Origin of the sequence: Pseudomonas sp. R76, assembly GCF_009834565.1 — a bacterium.
In the GTDB taxonomy this organism is placed as follows: Bacteria; Pseudomonadota; Gammaproteobacteria; order Pseudomonadales; family Pseudomonadaceae; genus Aquipseudomonas.
On record NZ_CP019428.1, the window covers coordinates 226,000 to 245,761 of the forward strand.

The following is a 19,762-nucleotide window of genomic DNA, read 5'->3' on the forward strand; positions in this document are numbered from 1 at the left end:
GACAGCCCACTTCTCACAGGATTTGATCAGGTCACTTCATGAATAAGCCAGCAGTTGTTCTTTTGGGTTTCGTTGTCGCCGTCGGCGTCGTCAGTGCAGGCGGCGCCTGGTACACCGGTAAGCAGCTGGAGCCGGTGTTGCAAACCGCGATCCAGAGCGCCAACAAGGAACTGCAGACCTCCATGGCCGGCGTCGACGGCAACGTGAGCCTGGAGCTGGTGTCCCTGGACCGTGGCCTGTTCAGCAGCACCGCGCACTACCGCCTCAAAGGGCAGGGCAGTGTGTTCGGTGAAGACAACCCGAACCCTGAACTGCTGTTCGTCGACCACATCGAACACGGCCCGCTGCCGTTTTCGCGTCTGGTGTCGCTGAAATGGCTGCCGGTCATGGCCACCAGTCACTACGCGCTGGAAAAAAACGCCACCACCGAAAAATGGTTCGCCGCCAGCAAAGACGTGTCGCCGCTTAAAGGCGTGGCCAATATCGGCTACAACCGCTCCGTCGATGGCAACGTCGAGCTGCTGCCTCTGGAGCTCAAGGACGACAAGTCTTCGGTGAGCTTCTCCGGCGCCAACCTGGACTTCGACAGCAGCGCCGAAGGCCAGAAGGTCAAGGCCAACGGTTACATGAACAGCCTGAAAGTCGCGGTAATCGACGCCAATGGCGTGCCGTTCGACGCTGAGCTGTCCGGCCTGACCGTGGCCAGCAACCTGGAAAAATCCAGCTTCGGTTTCTACACCGGGCAGAACACCGTTGAGCTGACCGACACCAAAGTCACCTTCGGCCCACAGAAAGCCGTGCTGACCCTCAAGGGTTTCGAGCAGAAAGACACCAGCGAAACCAAGGACAACAACCTGGCCGGCCGCATTGACTACAAGATCGACGAGATCGGCTACCAAGGTAAGCCTGTGGGCTCGGCCGCGATGGCCCTGAGCATGAAGAACGTCGATATTCCGGCCATGCTGGTGCTGACCAAGCTGTACCAGGACAAGATGCAGCCGGTGCAAGCCGCTGCCGCTGCCGGCCAGCCGGTGCCTGAGCTGCAACTGACCGAAGCCGAGCAGACCCTGGCCGAGACCAACGTCAACCAGGTGCTGGCTGCCAAGCCGCAAGTGGCGGTGGAAAACCTGTCGTTGAAAACCACCCACGGCGAAAGCAAATTCAACCTGATCGTGGACCTGACCAAACCCGCTTCGATGGAGCTGCCGCCGGTTGAGCTGGGCAAGCAGGTCATCGCACTGCTGGATGCCAACCTGACCCTGTCCAAGCCCATGATTGCCGACGTTGCTGCCCTGCAAGCGCAAGTAGGCGGCGTGACCGACCCTAAAGCCATCGAGCAGCAATCCCAGGGGGCGGCCGAGATGGTCAGCGGCCTGGCCGTCGGCACGCAACTGGCGACCCTGGTGGGCACTGACGTGGTTTCCAAGCTGCATTACGCCAACAATGAAGTGACCTTCAACGGCCAGAAGATGACCGTAGAGCAATTCATTGGCTTTGTGATGGCCAAAGTGGGTGCTGTCAGCGGCGCGCAGTAAGATTTCCGACACCAGTCGGAAATAAATAATTGGGGGAGCAGGGTTGCCTGAGGCAGCGGTCAAACAGTCGGCGTATACGCCGACGGTGACCGGTCAGCTCGGGTAAGTCTGCTCCCCCATTGGCTTTTCTGGTGGGTGGGCAATTCTGAACAATTGTTCTGAATTGGGCCTTTCCCTACATTCCTAGGGGATAGTTCCTACAGGAAAGCTAGGTCGGGTCACTAGACGCCGACACCCTGATGCAAAACGCTCAGGACCACCTATCGTTACAGCTTTCCGTGTGTAAGGAAGCTCACGATATGCTGCGAAACCTACCACTCAGTGCTTCAGGCCGGTTGCGACTGCTCATCGGTGCGGCCTTGTGCAGTCAACTGCTGATGCCCAGCCTCGCGTTTGCAGACCCTGCCTACGACGCCTTGATCATTCAGGCGCGCAACGGCAACTTCACGCCAGCCCTCACGCAACTGCGCCAACTGCCGTCCGAGCGCCAGACGCCGGGCCAGATCAGCGATCACATTGTGATTGCCGGCTGGGCCGGGCAAGACGCCGAAGTGCTGAAGGTGTACGAGGCCCAGGGCAAGAATCGCAACCTGACCACCCAGGCGCTCGCCACGGTGGCTCGTACTTATCGCAATCAAAAGCAGTGGCCGCAGGCCTTGGCGGTGTATCAGCAGGCGCTGCTGCGCGAGCCGAATAATGTTGACCTGCAACTGGGCCAGGCGCTGACCCAGGCCGACGGCGGCCAAACCAATGAAGCGGTGCAACGCACACGGGCACTGGTGGCGGCGCAACCGAATGACCCCAACCGCCGCATGGCGCTGGGCTATGCGCTGACCCGCGCGGGCTTGAACTACGACGCGCTGTTCGAGTTCGACCAAGCCTTTATCCGCGCCGGCGACAAACCCGAAGTGGTCCGCGAATACATCGTCGCGCTGCAAAAGGCGCGGCTGCCGGAACCGGCGTTGCGCCTGTCGGCCAAACACCCGGGCGTGCTCGACGCGGTGACCCAGCGCCGCCTGGAAGGCGACCTCGCCGCCGAGCGCGTGCGCATGGCCGAGTTCGCCACGCGCACCGAAAAAGAACGCTACGTGATCGCCGATCGCGCCCTTGATGACTACGACAAACTGCTCGCGCGCTGGACCCCAGACCCCAGCGCACACGACGACGTGGTGCGCTGGCGCATCGACCGGCTGGGCGCCCTCAAGGCGCGCGCGCGCACCGCTGAAGTGATCCGCGACTACGAAACCCTCAAGGGCGAAGGCGTGCAATTGCCAACCTACGCCGTGCGCTGGGTAGCCGCCGCTTACCTCGATCAACGCCAGCCGGAAAAAGCCGAGCCGTTGTATCGCCAGGCGCTGACGGCCCCCGACGCCGACCCCGGCGATCACGTCGAAGACAGCACCGCGTTGTTCTACTCGCTGCTGGAAAGCGACAAAGTGATGGAGGCGCGCGAAGTCGCCAGCAACCTGGCCAACACCCAGAACCCTCGCGTCGAACTCAAGGGCTTGCCCATCGGCAACCCCAACGACAGCTGGATGGATGCGCAACAATTGTCGGCCCAGGCTGGCACTTACGGCGGTGACCTGCCGGGCAGCGAAACCGGCCTGGAAGCCTTGGTGGCCAAAGCCCCGGGCAACGTCGGCCTGCGCCTGGCCCAGGCCGATATGTACCGCGCCCGCGATTGGCCGCGCCGCGCCGAAGGCACGCTCAAGGAAACCGAGGCCCAGGCCCCGCGTGATATCGGCCTGGAAGTGTCCCAGGCCTACACCGCCATGGACCTGCAGGAATGGCGGCAAATGGACGCGCTGACCGACGACGTGCTGGCCCGCAACCCGGACAGCCGCCAAGTGCAGCGCTTGAGCCGCCTGCGCGATGTGCATGACATGGCCGAACTGCGTGTCGAAGCCTACACCGGCAAAAGCTACGGCGGTGGCGGCAACAATGACGTTGGCGCAGTCGCGGGCAGCCGTGACTGGGGCATTGAAAGTCGGATTTACACCCCACCCATCGACGAAGACTGGCGCGTGTTCGCCGGTGCCGGGTATGCCACGGCTGACTTTACCGAAGGCACCGGCCAGCATCGCTGGCAAGTCGTGGGCGTGGAGCGGCGCACCCGCGACATGACGCTCGAAGCCGAAGTCTCCAACCACTCCTACGGTTATGGCTCCAAGCAAGGCGCGAGCGTGTCGATTGCCCGCGACATCAATGACAACTGGCAATACGGCGGCAGCCTCGGCTACCTGCTGACGACCACGCCATTGCGGGCGCTGAATGCCGACGTCACGGCCAACGGCGGCAGCGGTTTTATCCGCTGGCGCGCCAACGAAAGCCGTGAGTGGAAACTGTCCCTCAGCCCGTCGCACTTCAGCGACGGCAACAACCGGCTCGAAGCGCTGCTCACCGGCCGCGAGGGCATCTACAGCTCGCCGCATGTGCAAGTGGACCTGGGCCTGGAAGTCGGCGCCAGCCACAACACCAAGCAAGACACGGTGTACTTCAACCCGAAGTCTGACCTCAGCGTGTTGCCTACCGTTACCGTCAATCATGTGCTCTATCACCGCTACGAGACCCAGTGGAGTCAGCAGTTCCAAGTCGGTGCGGGTACCTATAGCCAGCGCGATTATTCCACCGGCGGTGTCGGTTTGATCGGCTACGGCCAACGCGTTCGCTGGAACGACGTGCTCGAAGCCGGCGCCAACCTGAGCCTGATCAGCCGACCTTATGACGGTGATCGCGAACGCGATCTGCGCTTGCTCATCGACCTCACTTACCGTTTCTAGAAGAGCCTGACAATGACCGTTCTCAGCCGTTGTTTATTGGTCCTCGGTGTATTGCTGGCGGGTGCCTGTGCCCAGCAACCCGCGCCGTACACGCCCCCCGCCGAGCGGCCGACACCGGCCCGTGAAGCGCCGTGGCCGAAGAACCATTTCCTGGGCATTGCCTACCACGACGTTGAAGACCGCGACCCCGATCAGGCGGTGGTGGCCGTGCGCACCGAGCGTTTGATCGACCAGTTGGCCTGGCTGCGTGAAAACGGCTACCAAGCGGTCAGCGTTGACCAGATCCTGGCCGCACGCAGCGGCGGGCCTGAGCTGCCGCCCAAAGCCGTGATGCTGAGCTTCGACGATGGCTATTCGAGCTTCTATACCCGTGTGATGCCGATCCTGCGTGCGTACAACTGGCCGGCGATCCTCGCCCCGGTGGGGTATTGGATTGATACGCCGCTGAATAAGCCGGTGGACTTTGCCGGCACGCCACGGGCGCGTTCCGACTTCCTGACCTGGGAGCAGGTGCGCGAGATTTCCAAGTCGCACCTGGTGGAAATCGCCGCCCACACCGACGCCAGCCACACCGGCATCCTGGCCAACCCGCAGGGCAACCTCGAGCCGGCCGCGGCAACGCGCCGGTACGATGCGGCCACCGGCAAATATGAAACCGAAGCGCAGTTTCAGGCGCGGATGCGTGCCGACGTAACGGCTATCTCCAACAAGCTGCGCGCCGTCACCGGCAAGGCGCCGCGCGTGTGGGTGTGGCCTTACGGCGCCGCCGACGGCACCTCGCTGGCAGTCGTCGGCGAGCAGGGCTACAAGATGGCCCTGACCCTGGACGACGGCCTTGATGACCTCGCCAACCTCAAGAGCAGCCCGCGCTTCCTGGTGGCCTCCGACCCGGATGGCGAGCATTACGCCAACGCCATCGTCGGCACCCAGGCCAAGACCTCGATGCGCGTGCTGCACGTCGACCTCGACAACGTCTACGACCCGGACCCGGCCCAAGAGGCGCGCAACCTCGACCAGTTGGTGCAGCGCGTCGTCGATATGGGCGCCAGCACCGTGTTCCTGCAAGCCTTCGCCGACCCCAAGGGCGACGGCCTGGTGCACTCGCTGTACTTCCCCAACCGCTACCTGCCGGTGCGCCGCGACCTGTTCAACCGCGTGACCTGGCAACTGCGCACCCGTGGCCATGTGGCGATCTACGCGTGGATGCCGGTGCTCAGTTTTGCCCTGGACCCGTCCTTGCCGCGCGTGACCCGCATGGACCCGAAAACCGGCCAGGTCGGCCTCGACCCGGACCAGTACAAACGCCTGTCGCCGTTTGATCCGAAAGTGCGTCAGCAAATCGGTGAAATCTACGAAGACCTGGCGCGCAACACGGCGATTGACGGCGTGCTGTTCCACGACGACGCGATCCTCTCGGACTTCGAAGACGCCAGCCCCGCCGCGCTCAAGGCCTATGCCGCCAACGGCCTGCCGGACAGCATCGCCGCGCTGCGTGCCGACCCGGCCGTGATGCAACGCTGGACGCGCTTCAAGAGCCGCTACCTGATCGACTTCACCCAGGAGTTGGCGGGTAAGGTGCGCGCCATTCGTGGGCCGCAGGTACAGACCGCGCGCAATATCTTCGCCGAGCCGATGCTCAACCCGGCCAGCGAAGCCTGGTTCGCGCAGAACCTCGATGACTTCCTCCAGACCTACGACTGGACCGCGCCGATGGCCATGCCGCTGATGGAAGGCGAGACGCTGAAAAACTCCAATGCCTGGCTGGAAAAACTCGTGGCCACGGTCAAGGCGCGCCCTGATGCCTTGCAACGCACCGTATTTGAACTGCAAGCCAAGGACTGGCGGACCAAGGACGCGCCGGATATCGACGGCGCACAGATGGCCGAATGGATGGGTGTGCTCAAACGCCAGGGAGTCAGGAGTTTTGGCTACTACCCGGACAACTTCCTGGAAAACTCGCCGGACCTGAAGACGGTACGTCCGGCCCTTTCCAACCAATGGAACCCTTGACCATGTTCGACAGAATCCTGGCTTTATTCGTGTTGGCGCTGGTGTTGGGTGTGCCCCTTGGCCTGATCTTCCTGGTCACCGGGCAGTTCCTGATGGACTTCGTGTTCTTCTACCCGCTGTTCATGTCGGCGTTGTGGATCGCCGGCGGGCTGTACTTCTGGCTGCACTGGGAACGTCACTGGCCGTGGAAGGAAGACACCCCGGCACCGATCCTGGCCGGCAACCCGCTGATCTCGATCATCATCCCTTGCTACAACGAGGGGGATAACGCCGCCGATACTATTCACGCGGCGCTGGACCAGCTGTACCCGAACATCGAAGTGATCGCCGTCAATGACGGCTCCAAGGACAACACCGCCGCGGTACTTGATGCCCTGGCATTGGAACACCCACGCCTGCGGGTGCTGCACCTGGCGCAGAACCAGGGCAAGGCCGTGGCCTTGCGCATGGGCGCTGTGGCCGCGCGCAGTGAATACCTGGTGTGCATCGACGGCGACGCCTTGCTGGATAAAAACGCGGCGGCCTATATGGTTGCGCCGATGCTGGACAACCCGCGCCTCGGTGCCGTGACCGGCAACCCACGTATCCGCACGCGCTCGACCTTGATCGGCCGGGTGCAGGTGGGCGAGTTCTCCTCGATCATCGGCTTGATCAAGCGCACCCAGCGGGTGTTCGGTCGGATCTTCACGGTTTCGGGTGTGGTCGTTGCGTTTCGCAAGAAAGCGCTGGACCGCATCGACTACTGGAGCACCGACATGATCACCGAGGACATCGATGTCAGTTGGAAGCTGCAGCTCGATCACTGGGCAATCTTCTATGAGCCGCGCGCCTTGTGCTGGATCCTCATGCCCGAAACCGTCGGCGGCCTGTGGAAACAACGCCTGCGCTGGGCCCAGGGCGGCGCCGAAGTACTGTTCAAAAACATCCGTGGCATCTGGCAATGGCGCCACCGCTACCTGTGGCCGCTGCTGTTCGAATACTGCCTGTCCACCGGTTGGGCCTTCACCTTCCTGCTGTCGGTGATCTTCTGGGGCTTGGGCAAGTTCATGGTGCTGCCACAGGCGATTGCCGTGGACTCGTTGGTACCACCGGCCTTTACCGGGCTAGTGCTGGCGATGGTGTGCCTGCTGCAATTTGCAGTCAGCATCCTGATTGACCGGCGCTACGAAAAAGACCTGTGGAAAACCCTGTTCTGGAGCGTGTGGTACCCGATGGTGTTCTGGCTGGTGAGCCTGCTCACCACGTTGGTCAGCTTTCCCAAGGTGCTGTTCAACCAGCATCAGAAGCGCGCACGCTGGGTCAGCCCGGACCGCGGTATTAAACCTAGCGAAGAGGAGGCGTGACCATGAAACTGGTCAGAACTCGCCAAAATTCAGTGATGTGGGTCATCGATGTACTGTTGACCCTGCTGGCCTGGGCTGGGCTGGTTTGGCTGCTGGCGCGCGGGATTACCGCGATGCTGGAAACCCACGGCGGCCCGCGCATTGAGGCGCCGATTTTTGCGGCGCTCAACACCTTGCAAATCTACTTCTGGATCGCGCTGTTCAATGCGGTGATCCTGATCAGCTGGGCGCGTTATCAGCAACGCCGCGGGCGCAAGTTCGCCCAGCGCCGTGCCGAGGCCAATGCGCTCAGCGATAAGAGCCTGAGTGAAAGTTTCAACCTGGGTGACGGCCACCTGGAGCAGTTTCGCAAGCCCGGCGTGCTGGTGATCCACAACGACGAAGAGGGCGGCGTGGAAGATGTGAAGTCGCATGTGTCCCGCGACGTGGAGCGCCCAGGGCTGACGCTGGTACCGGGGCAGGAAAAAGACAAAGGCGCAGGCTGAGGGCTTTGATCGTTCCCACGCTCCGCGTGGGAACGATCAGCAAGGCGCAGGCTGAGGACCTCCTGAGGTGAGCAGACTTGTCGTGGCGAGCGGGCTTGCCCCGCGTTGGGTGGCGAAGCCGCCCCTATCAGGACCGCTGCGGTGTATCAGGCAAACCCGTGTAGTGAGGTTTGGGGCTGCTGCGCAGCCCAACGCGGGGCAAGCCCGCTCGCCACAGAAAGCGCTGCACCAGACTAATCCGATAAATGGGATCCAATTCACAAAACAACCGCGAACTTTTCTCTATTCCTCGGTACTAACCTAACTCGACACGTGGTTGATGGCCAACTAGTGGCATTTCATCAGCGCTTGATCGAATCGCTATCAAAACAGTTGCCGCTTGTCGGAATAAAACTTCCAGTGACTGGCTCAACCGCTTTTTGATAATTATTTGTTGTTATTTATCAATGGCTTGCAGATTTAACTAGTACGGATGTGCAACTAGTCCAACTTCTTGGATCCGCACTAGTTCGATGTTAGTTTGCCGCCCCTTGATTTTCGATGGATCGAACATGTCTTCGTTATTGCCACGGACTCGGTATTTGCTGTGCACTTTTCTGCTCGCTTGCTTGAGCCTGAACAGTGCCACCGCCGCCCCCACGCCAGGGGATCAAGACCTGATCCGTGACCGGCAAAATCGCCTGCTCGAAGAGCAGCAACGGCGCCTGCAAGAACTCCAGGACCTGCCCGGTAAAGAAGCCAAGCCCCAGGCTCCGACCCTGCCCGCGGACACGCGCTGCTTCCCGATCAAAGACATCGAACTCAAGGGCGCCGACAGCCTGGCAGCCTCAGACCGCGAGCGCCTGCTCAAGCCCTACATCGGCAAATGCGTGGGCGTTTCGCAGCTCAATGAGTTGCTCAAGGTCATCACCGACTACTACATCACCAAGGGCCGCGTCACCAGCCGCGCCTACCTGCCGCAACAAGACCTCTCCACCGGCCATCTGCAAGTGCTGGTGGTGGAAGGCAAGCTCGAAGCCTTGAAAAGCGCCGAAGGCAGCACGGTGACGGACCGCGAACTGGCCATGGCCTTTCCCGGCAAGGTCGGCGAGGCGCTGAACCTGCGTGAAGTCGAACAACTGGTGGATCAGTTGAACCGCTTGCCCTCCAAGCAGGCGCAAATGGAACTGACCCCCGGCCAACAGATCGGCGGCAGCGACGTGGTGGTCAAGAACACCGCGCAAAAGCCCTGGCGCGCCAGCCTGTCGCGTAATAACGACGGCCAGAAAAGCACCGGCGAACAGCAGTGGGGCGCCGGCCTTGAGTGGGACAGCCCGCTTGGCCTGGCCGACCAATTGATGCTGCGTGGCGGCCACGACGCCGTCAGCGACCACCAGAAGACCTCGAAAAACAGCATGCTCTACTACAACGTGCCGTGGGGCTGGTGGAACTTCAGCTACACCTACAGCGAGAGTGATTACCGCACGTATGGCGTGACCAACGGCTTCAAATTCAAGCAGAACGGCGACAACGAAAACCATCAGTTTCGCGCCGAGCGGGTGATCCATCGTGACGACGTGAGCAAGACGTCGGTCAACGTCGGCGTGGCGCATTTGCGCACCAACAACTACATCCTCGACATCCGCACCGAGCCCAGCAGCAACCGCCTCAGCGAGCTGCAATGGGGCATCAACCACGGCCGGCGCATCGGCAATGCGTTCGTCAACGTCGACCTGGGCATGCAAAACGGCATCGGCGCGTTCGATGCCCAAGCCAACAACGAGCGCGACGCCTACGGCAACCGCCTGCCGAGTGCGCGCTACCGCAAATACACCGCCACCGTCAGCTACCTGCAGCCGTTCAGCCTGTGGGGCGAGTCGTTCAGTTTCTCCAGCCTGGCCACCGGCCAACGCAGCGAAGACATCCTGTTCAGCCCCCAGCGCATGAGCCTGGGCGGCTCGGCTTCGGTTCGCGGTTTCAAAGACCAGCAACTCACCGGCGACAGCGGCGGTTACTGGCGCAACGACGTGCGCTGGGCGCGCCCGGTGACCTGGGACTGGATGCGCCCGGCCTTTGCCGAATACGGCGCCAGCGTCGGCTACGACCAAGGCGTGATCAGCAATGGCCGTTACAACGGTGAAGTGCATGGCCGGGTCTCAAGCAACTCGTTGGAGTTGTTCGCCCGCGGCAAATACGTCAGCACCAGCGTGACCTTTGCGCATTCTCTGGAACGCCCGGCAGTGATGAGCGAGCGCGAAGCGCCGATCTACTTCCGCATGGATTTCTTCCTGTAATTCAACGCCCCGTTACATCGAGACTATGACAATGGATGTTCGCCACTTTGCCTTCCTGGCTCGCCAACCTTCTGCTGCGCTGAAGCCGCGAGACTCGTTCTTCGGCTTGCCCAAGCGCGGCCTGGTGCTGATCCTGGCCAACGCGCTGTTCTGGCAGCCGTTGCTGGCCCAGGCCGAAGGCATTGTGGTCAGCGCGCCGGGCACCACCGTCGGCCAGGCGGGCAATGGCGTGCCCGTGGTGAACATCGCCACGCCCAATGGCAGTGGCTTGTCGCATAACCAATTCAAGGACTACAACGTCGGCCCCAACGGCGTGATCCTCAACAACGCCACGGGCGCGGTGACCAACACCCAGCTGGGCGGCTACATCATCGGCAACCCCAACCTCAAGGGCGGCGCGGCCAACGTTATCCTCAACGAAGTCAACGGCGGCAGCCCCAGCCAGTTGCGCGGTTTCACCGAAGTGGCGGGCCAGTCGGCCAAAGTCATCGTCGCCAACCCTTACGGCATCACCTGCAGCGGTTGCGGCTTTATCAACACCCCCAATGCCACGCTGACCACCGGCAAGCCCATCCTTGACCAGAATGGCCGCCTGGAGCGCTACCAGGTCGATGGCGGCGCCGTGACCATCGACGGCCAGGGCCTGAACGCGAGTAACGTCGACCGCTTCGAAATCATCACCCGCTCGGCCAAGATCAATGCGCAGATCAACGCGCGCGAATTGACCGTGATCGCCGGGCGCAACGACGTCGATGCCCAAAGCCTGAAAGCCACCGCGCGCGCCGACGACGGCAGCGCCAAGCCGGAGCTGGCTATCGACTCCTCGGCGTTGGGCGGCATGTACGCCGGCGCGATCAAACTGGTCGGCACCGAAGCCGGTGTGGGCGTGAAGCTCGACGGCACGCTGGCCGCCAGCGGCGGCGATATCCAGCTGGATGCCAATGGCCACTTGAGCATGGCGCAGACGTCGGCCACCGGTAACATCAAAGTCACCGCGCAAAACGTCAACCTCACCGACAAGGTCTACGCCACCGGCAACGTGCAGGTCACCAGCGCCCAAGTCTTGGTCAACCAGCAGAGCGTGGCCGCCGGCCAGCGCATCGAACTCAACGCGGCCAGCATCACCAACCCCGGCATCATCGAAGCGGGCGTCGCGGCGGATAACAGCCGCAACGCCACCGGCGACCTGGTGGTGAACACGCAAAACCTCACCACCACCGGCAACCTGTTGGCCAGCCGCGCCTTGGCGATCACCGCCGCGCAAACGCTGACCAACCAGGGCGCGATCATCCAGGCCAAAACCGTCAGCGTCAGCACCGACAAGCTGACCAACAGAGGCGCCACCGCCCGTGTGTACGGCGAGCAACACCTGGCGCTCAACGCGCCGGCCATCGTTAACGTCGGCGGGCTGATTCGCTTCGGCGAAGGCCAGGCCGCGACCCTCGACAGCGCGTCCCTGGACAACCGCCAAGGCCGCATCGAAATGTCCGGCGGCAGCCTGGTGTTGACCAGCACCGACCTGAACAACAACAGCGGCCAAATCATCGCCAGCAACCTGACCGTGAATGCGGGCAATCTGAATAACCAGAACGGCGTGCTGGTCGCCGATGCGCTCACGGTGAATGCCGGCGACCTCGACAACAGCCTCAAAGGCCTGATCCAGGCCGATAACGGCGCGCTGAACCTCACCGTCGCCAATGCCTTCAACAACTACCAGGGTTACGCCCAGGCCAGTACCGACCTAAACCTCCACGCCGGCAGCGTCAGCAGCAACGCCAACGGCGTGTTGAGTGCCAACACCGGCAAGTTGACCCTCGCCACCGCCCAACAGCTCAACAACGCCCAGGGCCGTTTGCAGGCCGGGCAGGGCGATGTCGAGCTGCACGCTGCGAACCTGGATAACCAAAACGGCGTAATCGTCGGCAAACAGCTGCTGCTTGATGTGAGCGGCGGCAACATCGACAACCGCGCCGGGCGTGTGGTGGGTGACTACCTCGACGTGCGTGCCTCGGGCCTCGACAACCGCAACGCGGGCCTGCTGGCCGGTGGCGCGCCGGGTGTGAGCCTGCTGCTCAAGGGGCCGGGCCAGTTGCTCAACGCCCAAGGCCGTATCCAAAGCGAAGGCCAGTTGCAACTGCAAGGCGAGCGCCTGGACAACAGCGCCGGCATCCTGATCGGCACATCGGTTGACGTCACTGCGCAGACCCTCAACAACAGCAACCAAGGCTCGCTGGTCAGCAACGGCGGCGACGTGACGCTGAACGTCAGCGACCTGCTGACCAACGCGGGCGGTGTGATCGACGCGGGCGAACGCAGCGTGCTGGTCAAAGCCCTCACCACCCTGAACAACAGCGGCGGCACCGTGCGCGGCAAGCGCCTGGACATCGCGGCCCAGCACCTGAACAACGACGCCGGCCAACTGCTGGCCGGCAACCAGGGCCTGAGCTACAGCGGCCAGGATGTGAGCAACCGCAAAGGCTTGATCCTCAGCGGCGGCGCCCACACTCAGCTCGACACCGCCAGCCTGGATAACCTCGGCGGCACCGTACAGGGCGATACCCTCACCGTCACGGCCAACACGGTCGACAACAGCAGCGGCGGCTTGATGGCCAGCCTGCTCGGCAACCTGCAATTGACCGTCGAAGCCCTGGCCAACCGTGGCGGCAAACTGTTCGGTAAAGAACAGGTGACGATCAGCGGCGCCACGCTCGACAACAGTGGCAATGGCCAGATCAGCGGCAATCAGCTTAGCCTCACCTCACGCGACACCCTCACTAACCGAGGCGGCCTGATCGAAGCCAACCAGGGCCTGACCCTTGATGGCGGCAACCTCGACAACAGCGCAGGCGGGCAACTGCGCGCACTGGGCGGTGCCAACAGCAGCCTCAACCTCAGCAGCACGCTGAACAACCAAAACGGCACCCTCGAATTCGGCAGCACCGCCTTCAGCCTCGACACCACGCACCTGAACAACCAGGGCGGCCAGTTGCAGCACGCCGGCAACGGCCTGTTCCGCCTCAACACCGCCAGCCTCACCGGCAGCCAGGGCACCATCAATGGCCTGGGCACCGCCGACTGGGCGTTCGGCAGCGTAGATGGCCTGGGCCGTGTGCAACTCAATGAAGCCCTCACCTACAAAAGCACCCAAGGCCTGGCCCTCAAGGCCGGCGACCGCATGGCCAGCAGCAAGGGCTTGATCATCGACGTGGCCAGCCTCGACAACGGCGGCGAGCTGCTCAGCGACGGCGACCTGAGCATCACGCTCAGCGGTGACCTGGCCAACAGCGGCCGGATTGCCACCCAGCAAAATCTCAGCGTCACGGCCAACAACCTCAGCCAGAATGGCGGGCGCTTGGCGGGCAACAACACCCAGCTCAAACTGAGCGGCACCCTCGACAACCTCGGTTTCCTTACTGCGCGTCAGCAACTGGACATCGCGGCGGCACAAATCGGCAACCGTGGCACGATGGGCGCTCAAGGTGCGGTGAATCTCACCGCCGTCAACGGCATTACCAACGGCGCCGATTCGCTGCTGTTCAGCGGGGGCGACCTGACCCTGCGCGCCAATGGCTTCGCCAACAGCTACGGCGACGTCTACAGCAAAGGCAACTTCACGTTTGCAGGCGTCGATGGCGGGCGTGCGGTGCTGTTCAGCAACCGCTCCGGCACGGTGGAAAGCGAAGGCTACATCGGCATCAGCGCAGGCTTTATCGAAAACGCCAAAGACAAGTTCGAGCTGGGGCAAACCCTCCAGACCGGCAGCTTGAGCTGGGTGTGCGGGCAGCACTGCGGCGAGAAGGACAGCTGGCGGCGCGGCACCATCACCATCAATGAGACCTACCTTGAAGCCGCGATCCAGGATTCGGCTTCGGCGCGGCTGGTAGCTGGCAAAGACCTGCTGCTGCAAGGCGACACCGTGCAGAACCGCAACAGCCTGATGGCCGCTAACGGTAACTTGAGCATCACCGCCCAGGATTTGCTCAACGAAGGCTCCAGCACGCGCACCGGGCAACGCAAAATCGTGATCAACACCCCCGGGCATGTAGACAAGCACCTGTGGGAGCGCATGGAATACGTCGATGTGCCGACCTTCAACAACGCGACGGCGGCCGGTAATTTTGACCAGGCGAAATTTGAAGCCCTCAAAGCGCTGTCACCCAACAGCGCACCGTTCCGGCAAACGAGCGACGTCACCACCTGGACCCCCAACGGTGGCCTCGCCTACGACGCCGTCCTGCAGGCCGGCGGCACCGTAGACCTGTCTAACGTCACCAACAAAATTCAAAACGGCACGCTGCACGACAACACCCTGGCGCAATTGACCGGCACCCTCGGCAACGACCAGACCGGCATCCCCGTCGGCGGCATCAATATCAACCTCAGCAAGCACGTCAACGACGCCAGCGCCCAGGCGCCCGGCAGCGTGTTGCCCGCGGTCACGCTCACTCCGGGCGGCGGCTTCGTGCCCGTGGACTACACCGGCACGCCGTTCGCGCCGGTCGACCCGACCACCTCGCCGTACTTCCAACTGCCCAAGGGCGACTATGGCCTGTTCGTCAAAAGTGCCGACCCTACCAGCCACTACCTGATCGAAACCAACCCCGAGTTCACCAGCGCATCGGGCTTCTTCAGCTCCGACTACATGCTCGGCAAACTTGGCTTCAATTCCGACAACGCCTGGCGCCGCCTCGGCGATGGCCAATACGAAACCCGCCTGATCCGTGACGCGGTAATTGCGCAAACCGGCCAACGCTTCCTCGCCGGTGGCTTGCTCAGCGACGCCGACCAATTCCGCTACCTGATGGACAACGCCCTGGCCAGCAAAGACGCCCTGCGCCTGAGCGTCGGCGTGACGCTCACCAGCCAGCAAGTCGGCGCCCTGACCCACGACATCGTGTGGATGGAAAACCGCGTGGTCGATGGCCAGACCGTGCTCGTGCCGGTGCTCTACCTGGCCCAGGCCGAATCGCGCAACGTGCGCGGCAACAGCCTGATCCAGGGCCGTGACCTCAACCTGGTCACCGGTGGCGACCTGGTCAACGTCGGCACCCTGCGTGCCAGCAACAACCTCTCCGCCGTCAGCAGCGGCAGCATTTACAACGGCGGCCTGATGGAAGCCGGCAACAACCTGAGCCTGCTGGCCCAGGACAGCATCCGCAACGCCATGGGCGGCGAAATTCGGGGCAGCCAAGTCAGCCTTGCCAGCATCAAAGGCGACATCACCAACGACAACACCGCGATCCAAGTGCGTGAAGGCGTGGGCATGCGCACCCTCACCGACGCCAGCGCGAGCACCATCACCGCGCGTGGCAACCTGGCCATTGACGCCGGGCGCGACCTCAACAACCACGGCGCACTGGTCGCCGGTAACGACGCCACCCTCACCGCCGGCCGCGACCTCAACCTAGTCGCTGCCAGCGACACCAGCGTGATCCACAAAACCATCGACGGCGGCGAAAAATCCACCATCACCACCGACGTCAAAAACCTCGCGGCCACCGTCACGGCGGGCGGCAACCTCAACATGCAGGCCGGGCAAGACGTCAACATCATCGGCAGCAACGCCACCGCCGGCAAAGACTTGAACATCCAGGCCGGACGCGACCTCAACGTCGCCTCCGTCAGCGACATGCACAACGTCGAAGGCAAAGAAAAAGACGGCAAAAAACGCATCAAGACAGCGGATGAGCAGACCACGCAAGTAGCCAGCGTACTGACGGCGGGCGCGAACTTTACCAGCCAGGCCGGGCGCGATACGACGCTGGTGGCGAGCAAGATCAGTGCGGGCAATGAAGCGTATCTGTACAGCGGCGATAAGTTGAACCTGCTGGCGGCGCAGAACAGCACGCATACGTTGTATGACATGAAGGAGAACGGTGGGTGGGGCGCGAAAAAAGCCAAGCGCGACGAAGTCACCCAAACCACCAACGTCGGCACTGAGATCAAGACCGCAGGCAACCTGACCCTGGTCAGCAACGGCGACCAGCTGTACCAGGTCGCCAAGCTCAACAGCGGCAACGACCTGATCCTGAAAAGCGGCGGCGCCGTGACGTTTGAAGGCGTGAAGGACTATCACGACGAGAGCCATACCAAGAGCAAGAGCGACATGGCTTGGTTCTCGATGAAGGGCAAAGGCAAAACCGATGAAACCCTGCGCCAGAGCGAACTGGTTGCAAAAGGGCAGACCGTCATCGAGGCCGTCAATGGCCTGAAAATCGACGTCAAGCAAGTCGACCAGCAAACCGTCAGCCAGACCATCGACACCATGGTCAAGGCCGACCCGCAATTGGCCTGGATCAAAGAAGCCGAGAAGCGCGGCGACGTGGATTGGCGCCAGGTAAAAGAGCTGCATGACTCCTTCAAGTACAGCAACTCGGGCATGGGCCAGGGGGCCATGCTGGCGGTCATCATCATCGTCACCATCGTGACGGCAGGCGGCGCGAGCGCATTGGCAGCGTCAGCGGGTAGTGCGGTAGGCGCCGGCTCTACCATGGCCGCCGGCACAGCTGCGGTTGCGGCGACCAGTACGTCGGCGGCCGTAGCAGCCACCAGTGCCGGGCTTGGCAACATGATGGCCACCGCCGCACTGACCTCGCTGGCCAGTACCGGTGCTGTGAGTACCATCAATAACAAAGGCAACCTCGGCCTTGCGCTAAAGGACACCTTCAGCAGCAGCAGCTTGAAAAACGCCGCCATCGCCGGGCTGGCAACCGGGGCGCTGAACTACGCAGACAGTAATTGGTTCAAGGGCGCAAGCCCGGCCGAGGGTGCGGGCGCGAAAGTCACCACGGCGGGGCCGGTACAGAACCCGGGCTATTCCAGTGATTGGCTCAGCTGGCAGAAAGCGCAGGATGCGGTGCTGCGCGGCGGCACGCATGCGGTGATCGAAAGTGGCATCTCCACCGCCATCAACGGCGGCAGCTTGAAAGACAACCTCGGCTCGGCCTTGGTGTCGCAAGGTTTCGACCTTGCTGCGGCGGCCGGCAACAATGGCATTGGCAACCTCGCGAGCGAGCTGGACCTGAGCCCTGGCTCGACGCAGAAGGTCTTGCTGCATGCGCTCCTCGGTGGCGCGCTTACAGCGGCCCGAGGCGGCGACTTCAAGACCGGCGCCATCGCCGCCGGTGCGGCTGAAGGCTTGACGGCGATTGCGAACAAAAACCTCGGTAAGTACCTGGATGAGCGCTTCGTCACCGATGATCAATTCAGAGTCGCCACCGCGCAACTCATCGGTATCGCCGCCGGGTCTCTGGTTAACGGCAACCCGAATGACGCCGCGTGGGTAGCGGGCAATGTTGAGCGGTACAACGAGCAGCTGCACCCAAGTGCGCCTGAGCTGATTGAAAAGCAAGCACCCGTGCTGGCGGAACAGAAGAAGATCAGCGTTGAGGAAGCCACGCGCCTGATGGGCGTTGCTCTGGCGTACAACACCGATGAGGGCTGGAGCAAGTCAATCTCGCAAAAAGACGTAGACGCTATCGACACGCTTACTTTGCAGAATCTGGGCATTGCGCTTGCGCCTATTGCAAACCAATACGCCCGAACTGACGCCTCTGCAGACGGGCGCTCGAGTGGGTACAGCGGTAATGAAACAGCGGCCTTGATTCTTGATTTCCGCACGACTCGGCCTACGGCTTTCAAAGACAGCACTATCAACATCGACTACCTGGGTGATCCGAAAGGGCTCAACACCCAAGGGTTGGTGGATTTCTACGAGACTAACCTGGATTACAGCGGCAAACCGACTGACTACGTCGACCTTGCCAAAGGCCTGGCGGTAGGGGCTGGCCGCAGTATATGGGGGCAAGTGCAAGGCTTTTCCAAGGTTGCCGGTGGGTTTTTAGGTAATCGCAGCCCACTGGAAGTGACCGACGCCCTGTTGGGGCCGATTGCCGACCCCTCGGTGGACCGCGGCGGCCAAATCATCACCAGGCAGAAGGGCAGGGAATTTGTCTCGAACTTGCAAGGCAACAGCTATGAGTCAGCGGCGCAAGTCACTGAGTTGTTGACTGATGGTTTAACCATGATCACGCCTTCCGGCCGATTTGGGCAGGTTTCCAAGTTTGGCGAGGCTTCAAGCGTCGTCAGGGTCGACGGCGCACTTGTGGCCCGTAGCGACGTCGGTTTGGCCAGCGTGGGGCGCCAGGAAGCGCTTGGCAGCAGCGGCATCGCACGCGTTGCGGATGACATCCCCAACTATGGCCTGAACCCCACCAGCCTCGACTCGGCCGTGCGCTTCGAGCGCCCAGGCGCCACTGCGACAGCCCCGACCACCTCGATTGGGAAATACGAGCAAACCGTCTACACCGGTGATGTGGGCAGCTTCGCCAGGGCCGATGACCTTTTCGCGACCCGACGCAATGACATTGTTCTCTCGAACTACAAAGAGCCTTGCTGCTTCGCGGCCGGCACCAAAGTCTCGACCCCCAACGGCGACCGCACTATCGAGTCGCTCAAAGTCGGCGACGTGGTCTGGAGCAAACCCGAAAAAGGCGGCAAACCCTTCGCCGCTAAAATTCTGGCCACCCATCAACGCTCTGACCAACCGATTTACCGCCTCAAGCTGAAAAGCGTTCGCGCCGACGGCAAAGCGCAAGGCGAAACCCTGCTGGTCACCCCCGGCCACCCGTTCTACGTTCCGGCCAAGCGCGACTTTATCTCTGTAATCGATCTGAAGCCGGGCGACCTGCTGCAATCCCTGGCAGATGGCGACACGGACAACACGTCATCTGAGGTTGAGTCGCTGGAGCTTTACCTGCCAGTGGGCAAGACGTACAACCTGACGGTTGATGTGGGGCACACGTTCTACGTTGGGGATCTGAAGACGTGGGTGCACAATACGGGGCCGTGTGCGCTGCCTGATGATTATTTCAGTGCAAAAGCAACGGGCTCGAACAATCCATATAACTCTCAAACTACTAGGGTTGAACTTGAGTCCATCTACGGGCGTGATAACGTTGCGTCCACTACAGTCCCGCCAGTGGACGGGCGCAATGTGCGTTTGGCAGGGCAACGGCACCCTGTCACCGGGGTCGTTTTCGATAACAAAGGGTTTCCTGTATTCGATGATGTCATTGCATTCGATACTCGGATATCAATTGATAAGTTTAAGTCGGCGAGTTACGAGGGGCAGATGAAGCTTGCGACTCAAGATTTGGCGGCAGCTATTCAGCAAGGGCAGCTTCAAACCTCAAGCTTTACGGCTAAGCAGCTCGAACAGATAAACGCAGGTGCTAAGAAAATTGATGGATATACTTGGCATCACCATCAGGACAGCGGGCGAATGCAATTGGTCCCCGAGTTGGTACATAAAAAAACTGGTCACATAGGCGGCGA

The 19,762-nt window shown here is 62.0% G+C and carries 6 protein-coding genes and 1 pseudogene; all 7 read left to right on the forward strand.

The genetic code is table 11. From position 1 onward, the window contains the following. Positions 1-38: 38 nt before the first annotated feature. The gene (locus tag PspR76_RS00995; RefSeq protein ID WP_159953578.1) at positions 39-1,535 is read left to right on the forward strand and encodes a YdgA family protein; all 1,497 of its coding nucleotides are present in this window, start codon (positions 39-41) and stop codon (positions 1,533-1,535) included. A 299-nt stretch (positions 1,536-1,834) separates the two neighbouring features. Beyond that, positions 1,835-4,315: a poly-beta-1,6 N-acetyl-D-glucosamine export porin PgaA gene (pgaA, locus tag PspR76_RS01000; RefSeq protein WP_159953579.1), complete on the forward strand. Its 2,481-nt coding sequence runs from the start codon at positions 1,835-1,837 to the stop codon at positions 4,313-4,315. A 12-nt stretch (positions 4,316-4,327) separates the two neighbouring features. Next, positions 4,328-6,325 carry a poly-beta-1,6-N-acetyl-D-glucosamine N-deacetylase PgaB gene (gene pgaB, locus PspR76_RS01005; protein ID WP_159953580.1) on the forward strand — a complete coding sequence of 666 codons (1,998 nt, stop codon included), beginning with the start codon at positions 4,328-4,330 and terminating at the stop codon, positions 6,323-6,325. Between the two features lie 2 nt (positions 6,326-6,327). After that, positions 6,328-7,668, forward strand: coding sequence for a poly-beta-1,6-N-acetyl-D-glucosamine synthase (gene pgaC / locus PspR76_RS01010; RefSeq protein WP_159953581.1), 1,341 nt, complete (start codon positions 6,328-6,330; stop codon positions 7,666-7,668). Positions 7,669-7,670: 2 nt separating this feature from the next. Next, positions 7,671-8,153 (forward strand): poly-beta-1,6-N-acetyl-D-glucosamine biosynthesis protein PgaD, encoded by a 483-nt coding sequence (gene pgaD, locus PspR76_RS01015; RefSeq protein ID WP_159953582.1) that lies wholly within the window; start codon positions 7,671-7,673, stop codon positions 8,151-8,153. Positions 8,154-8,704: 551 nt separating this feature from the next. Then, the gene (locus tag PspR76_RS01020) at positions 8,705-10,426 is read left to right on the forward strand and encodes a ShlB/FhaC/HecB family hemolysin secretion/activation protein (protein WP_159953583.1); all 1,722 of its coding nucleotides are present in this window, start codon (positions 8,705-8,707) and stop codon (positions 10,424-10,426) included. Between the two features lie 31 nt (positions 10,427-10,457). Then, positions 10,458-19,760: pseudogene (locus PspR76_RS01025) on the forward strand (two-partner secretion domain-containing protein); the annotation flags it as partial. Positions 19,761-19,762 lie beyond the last annotated feature (2 nt).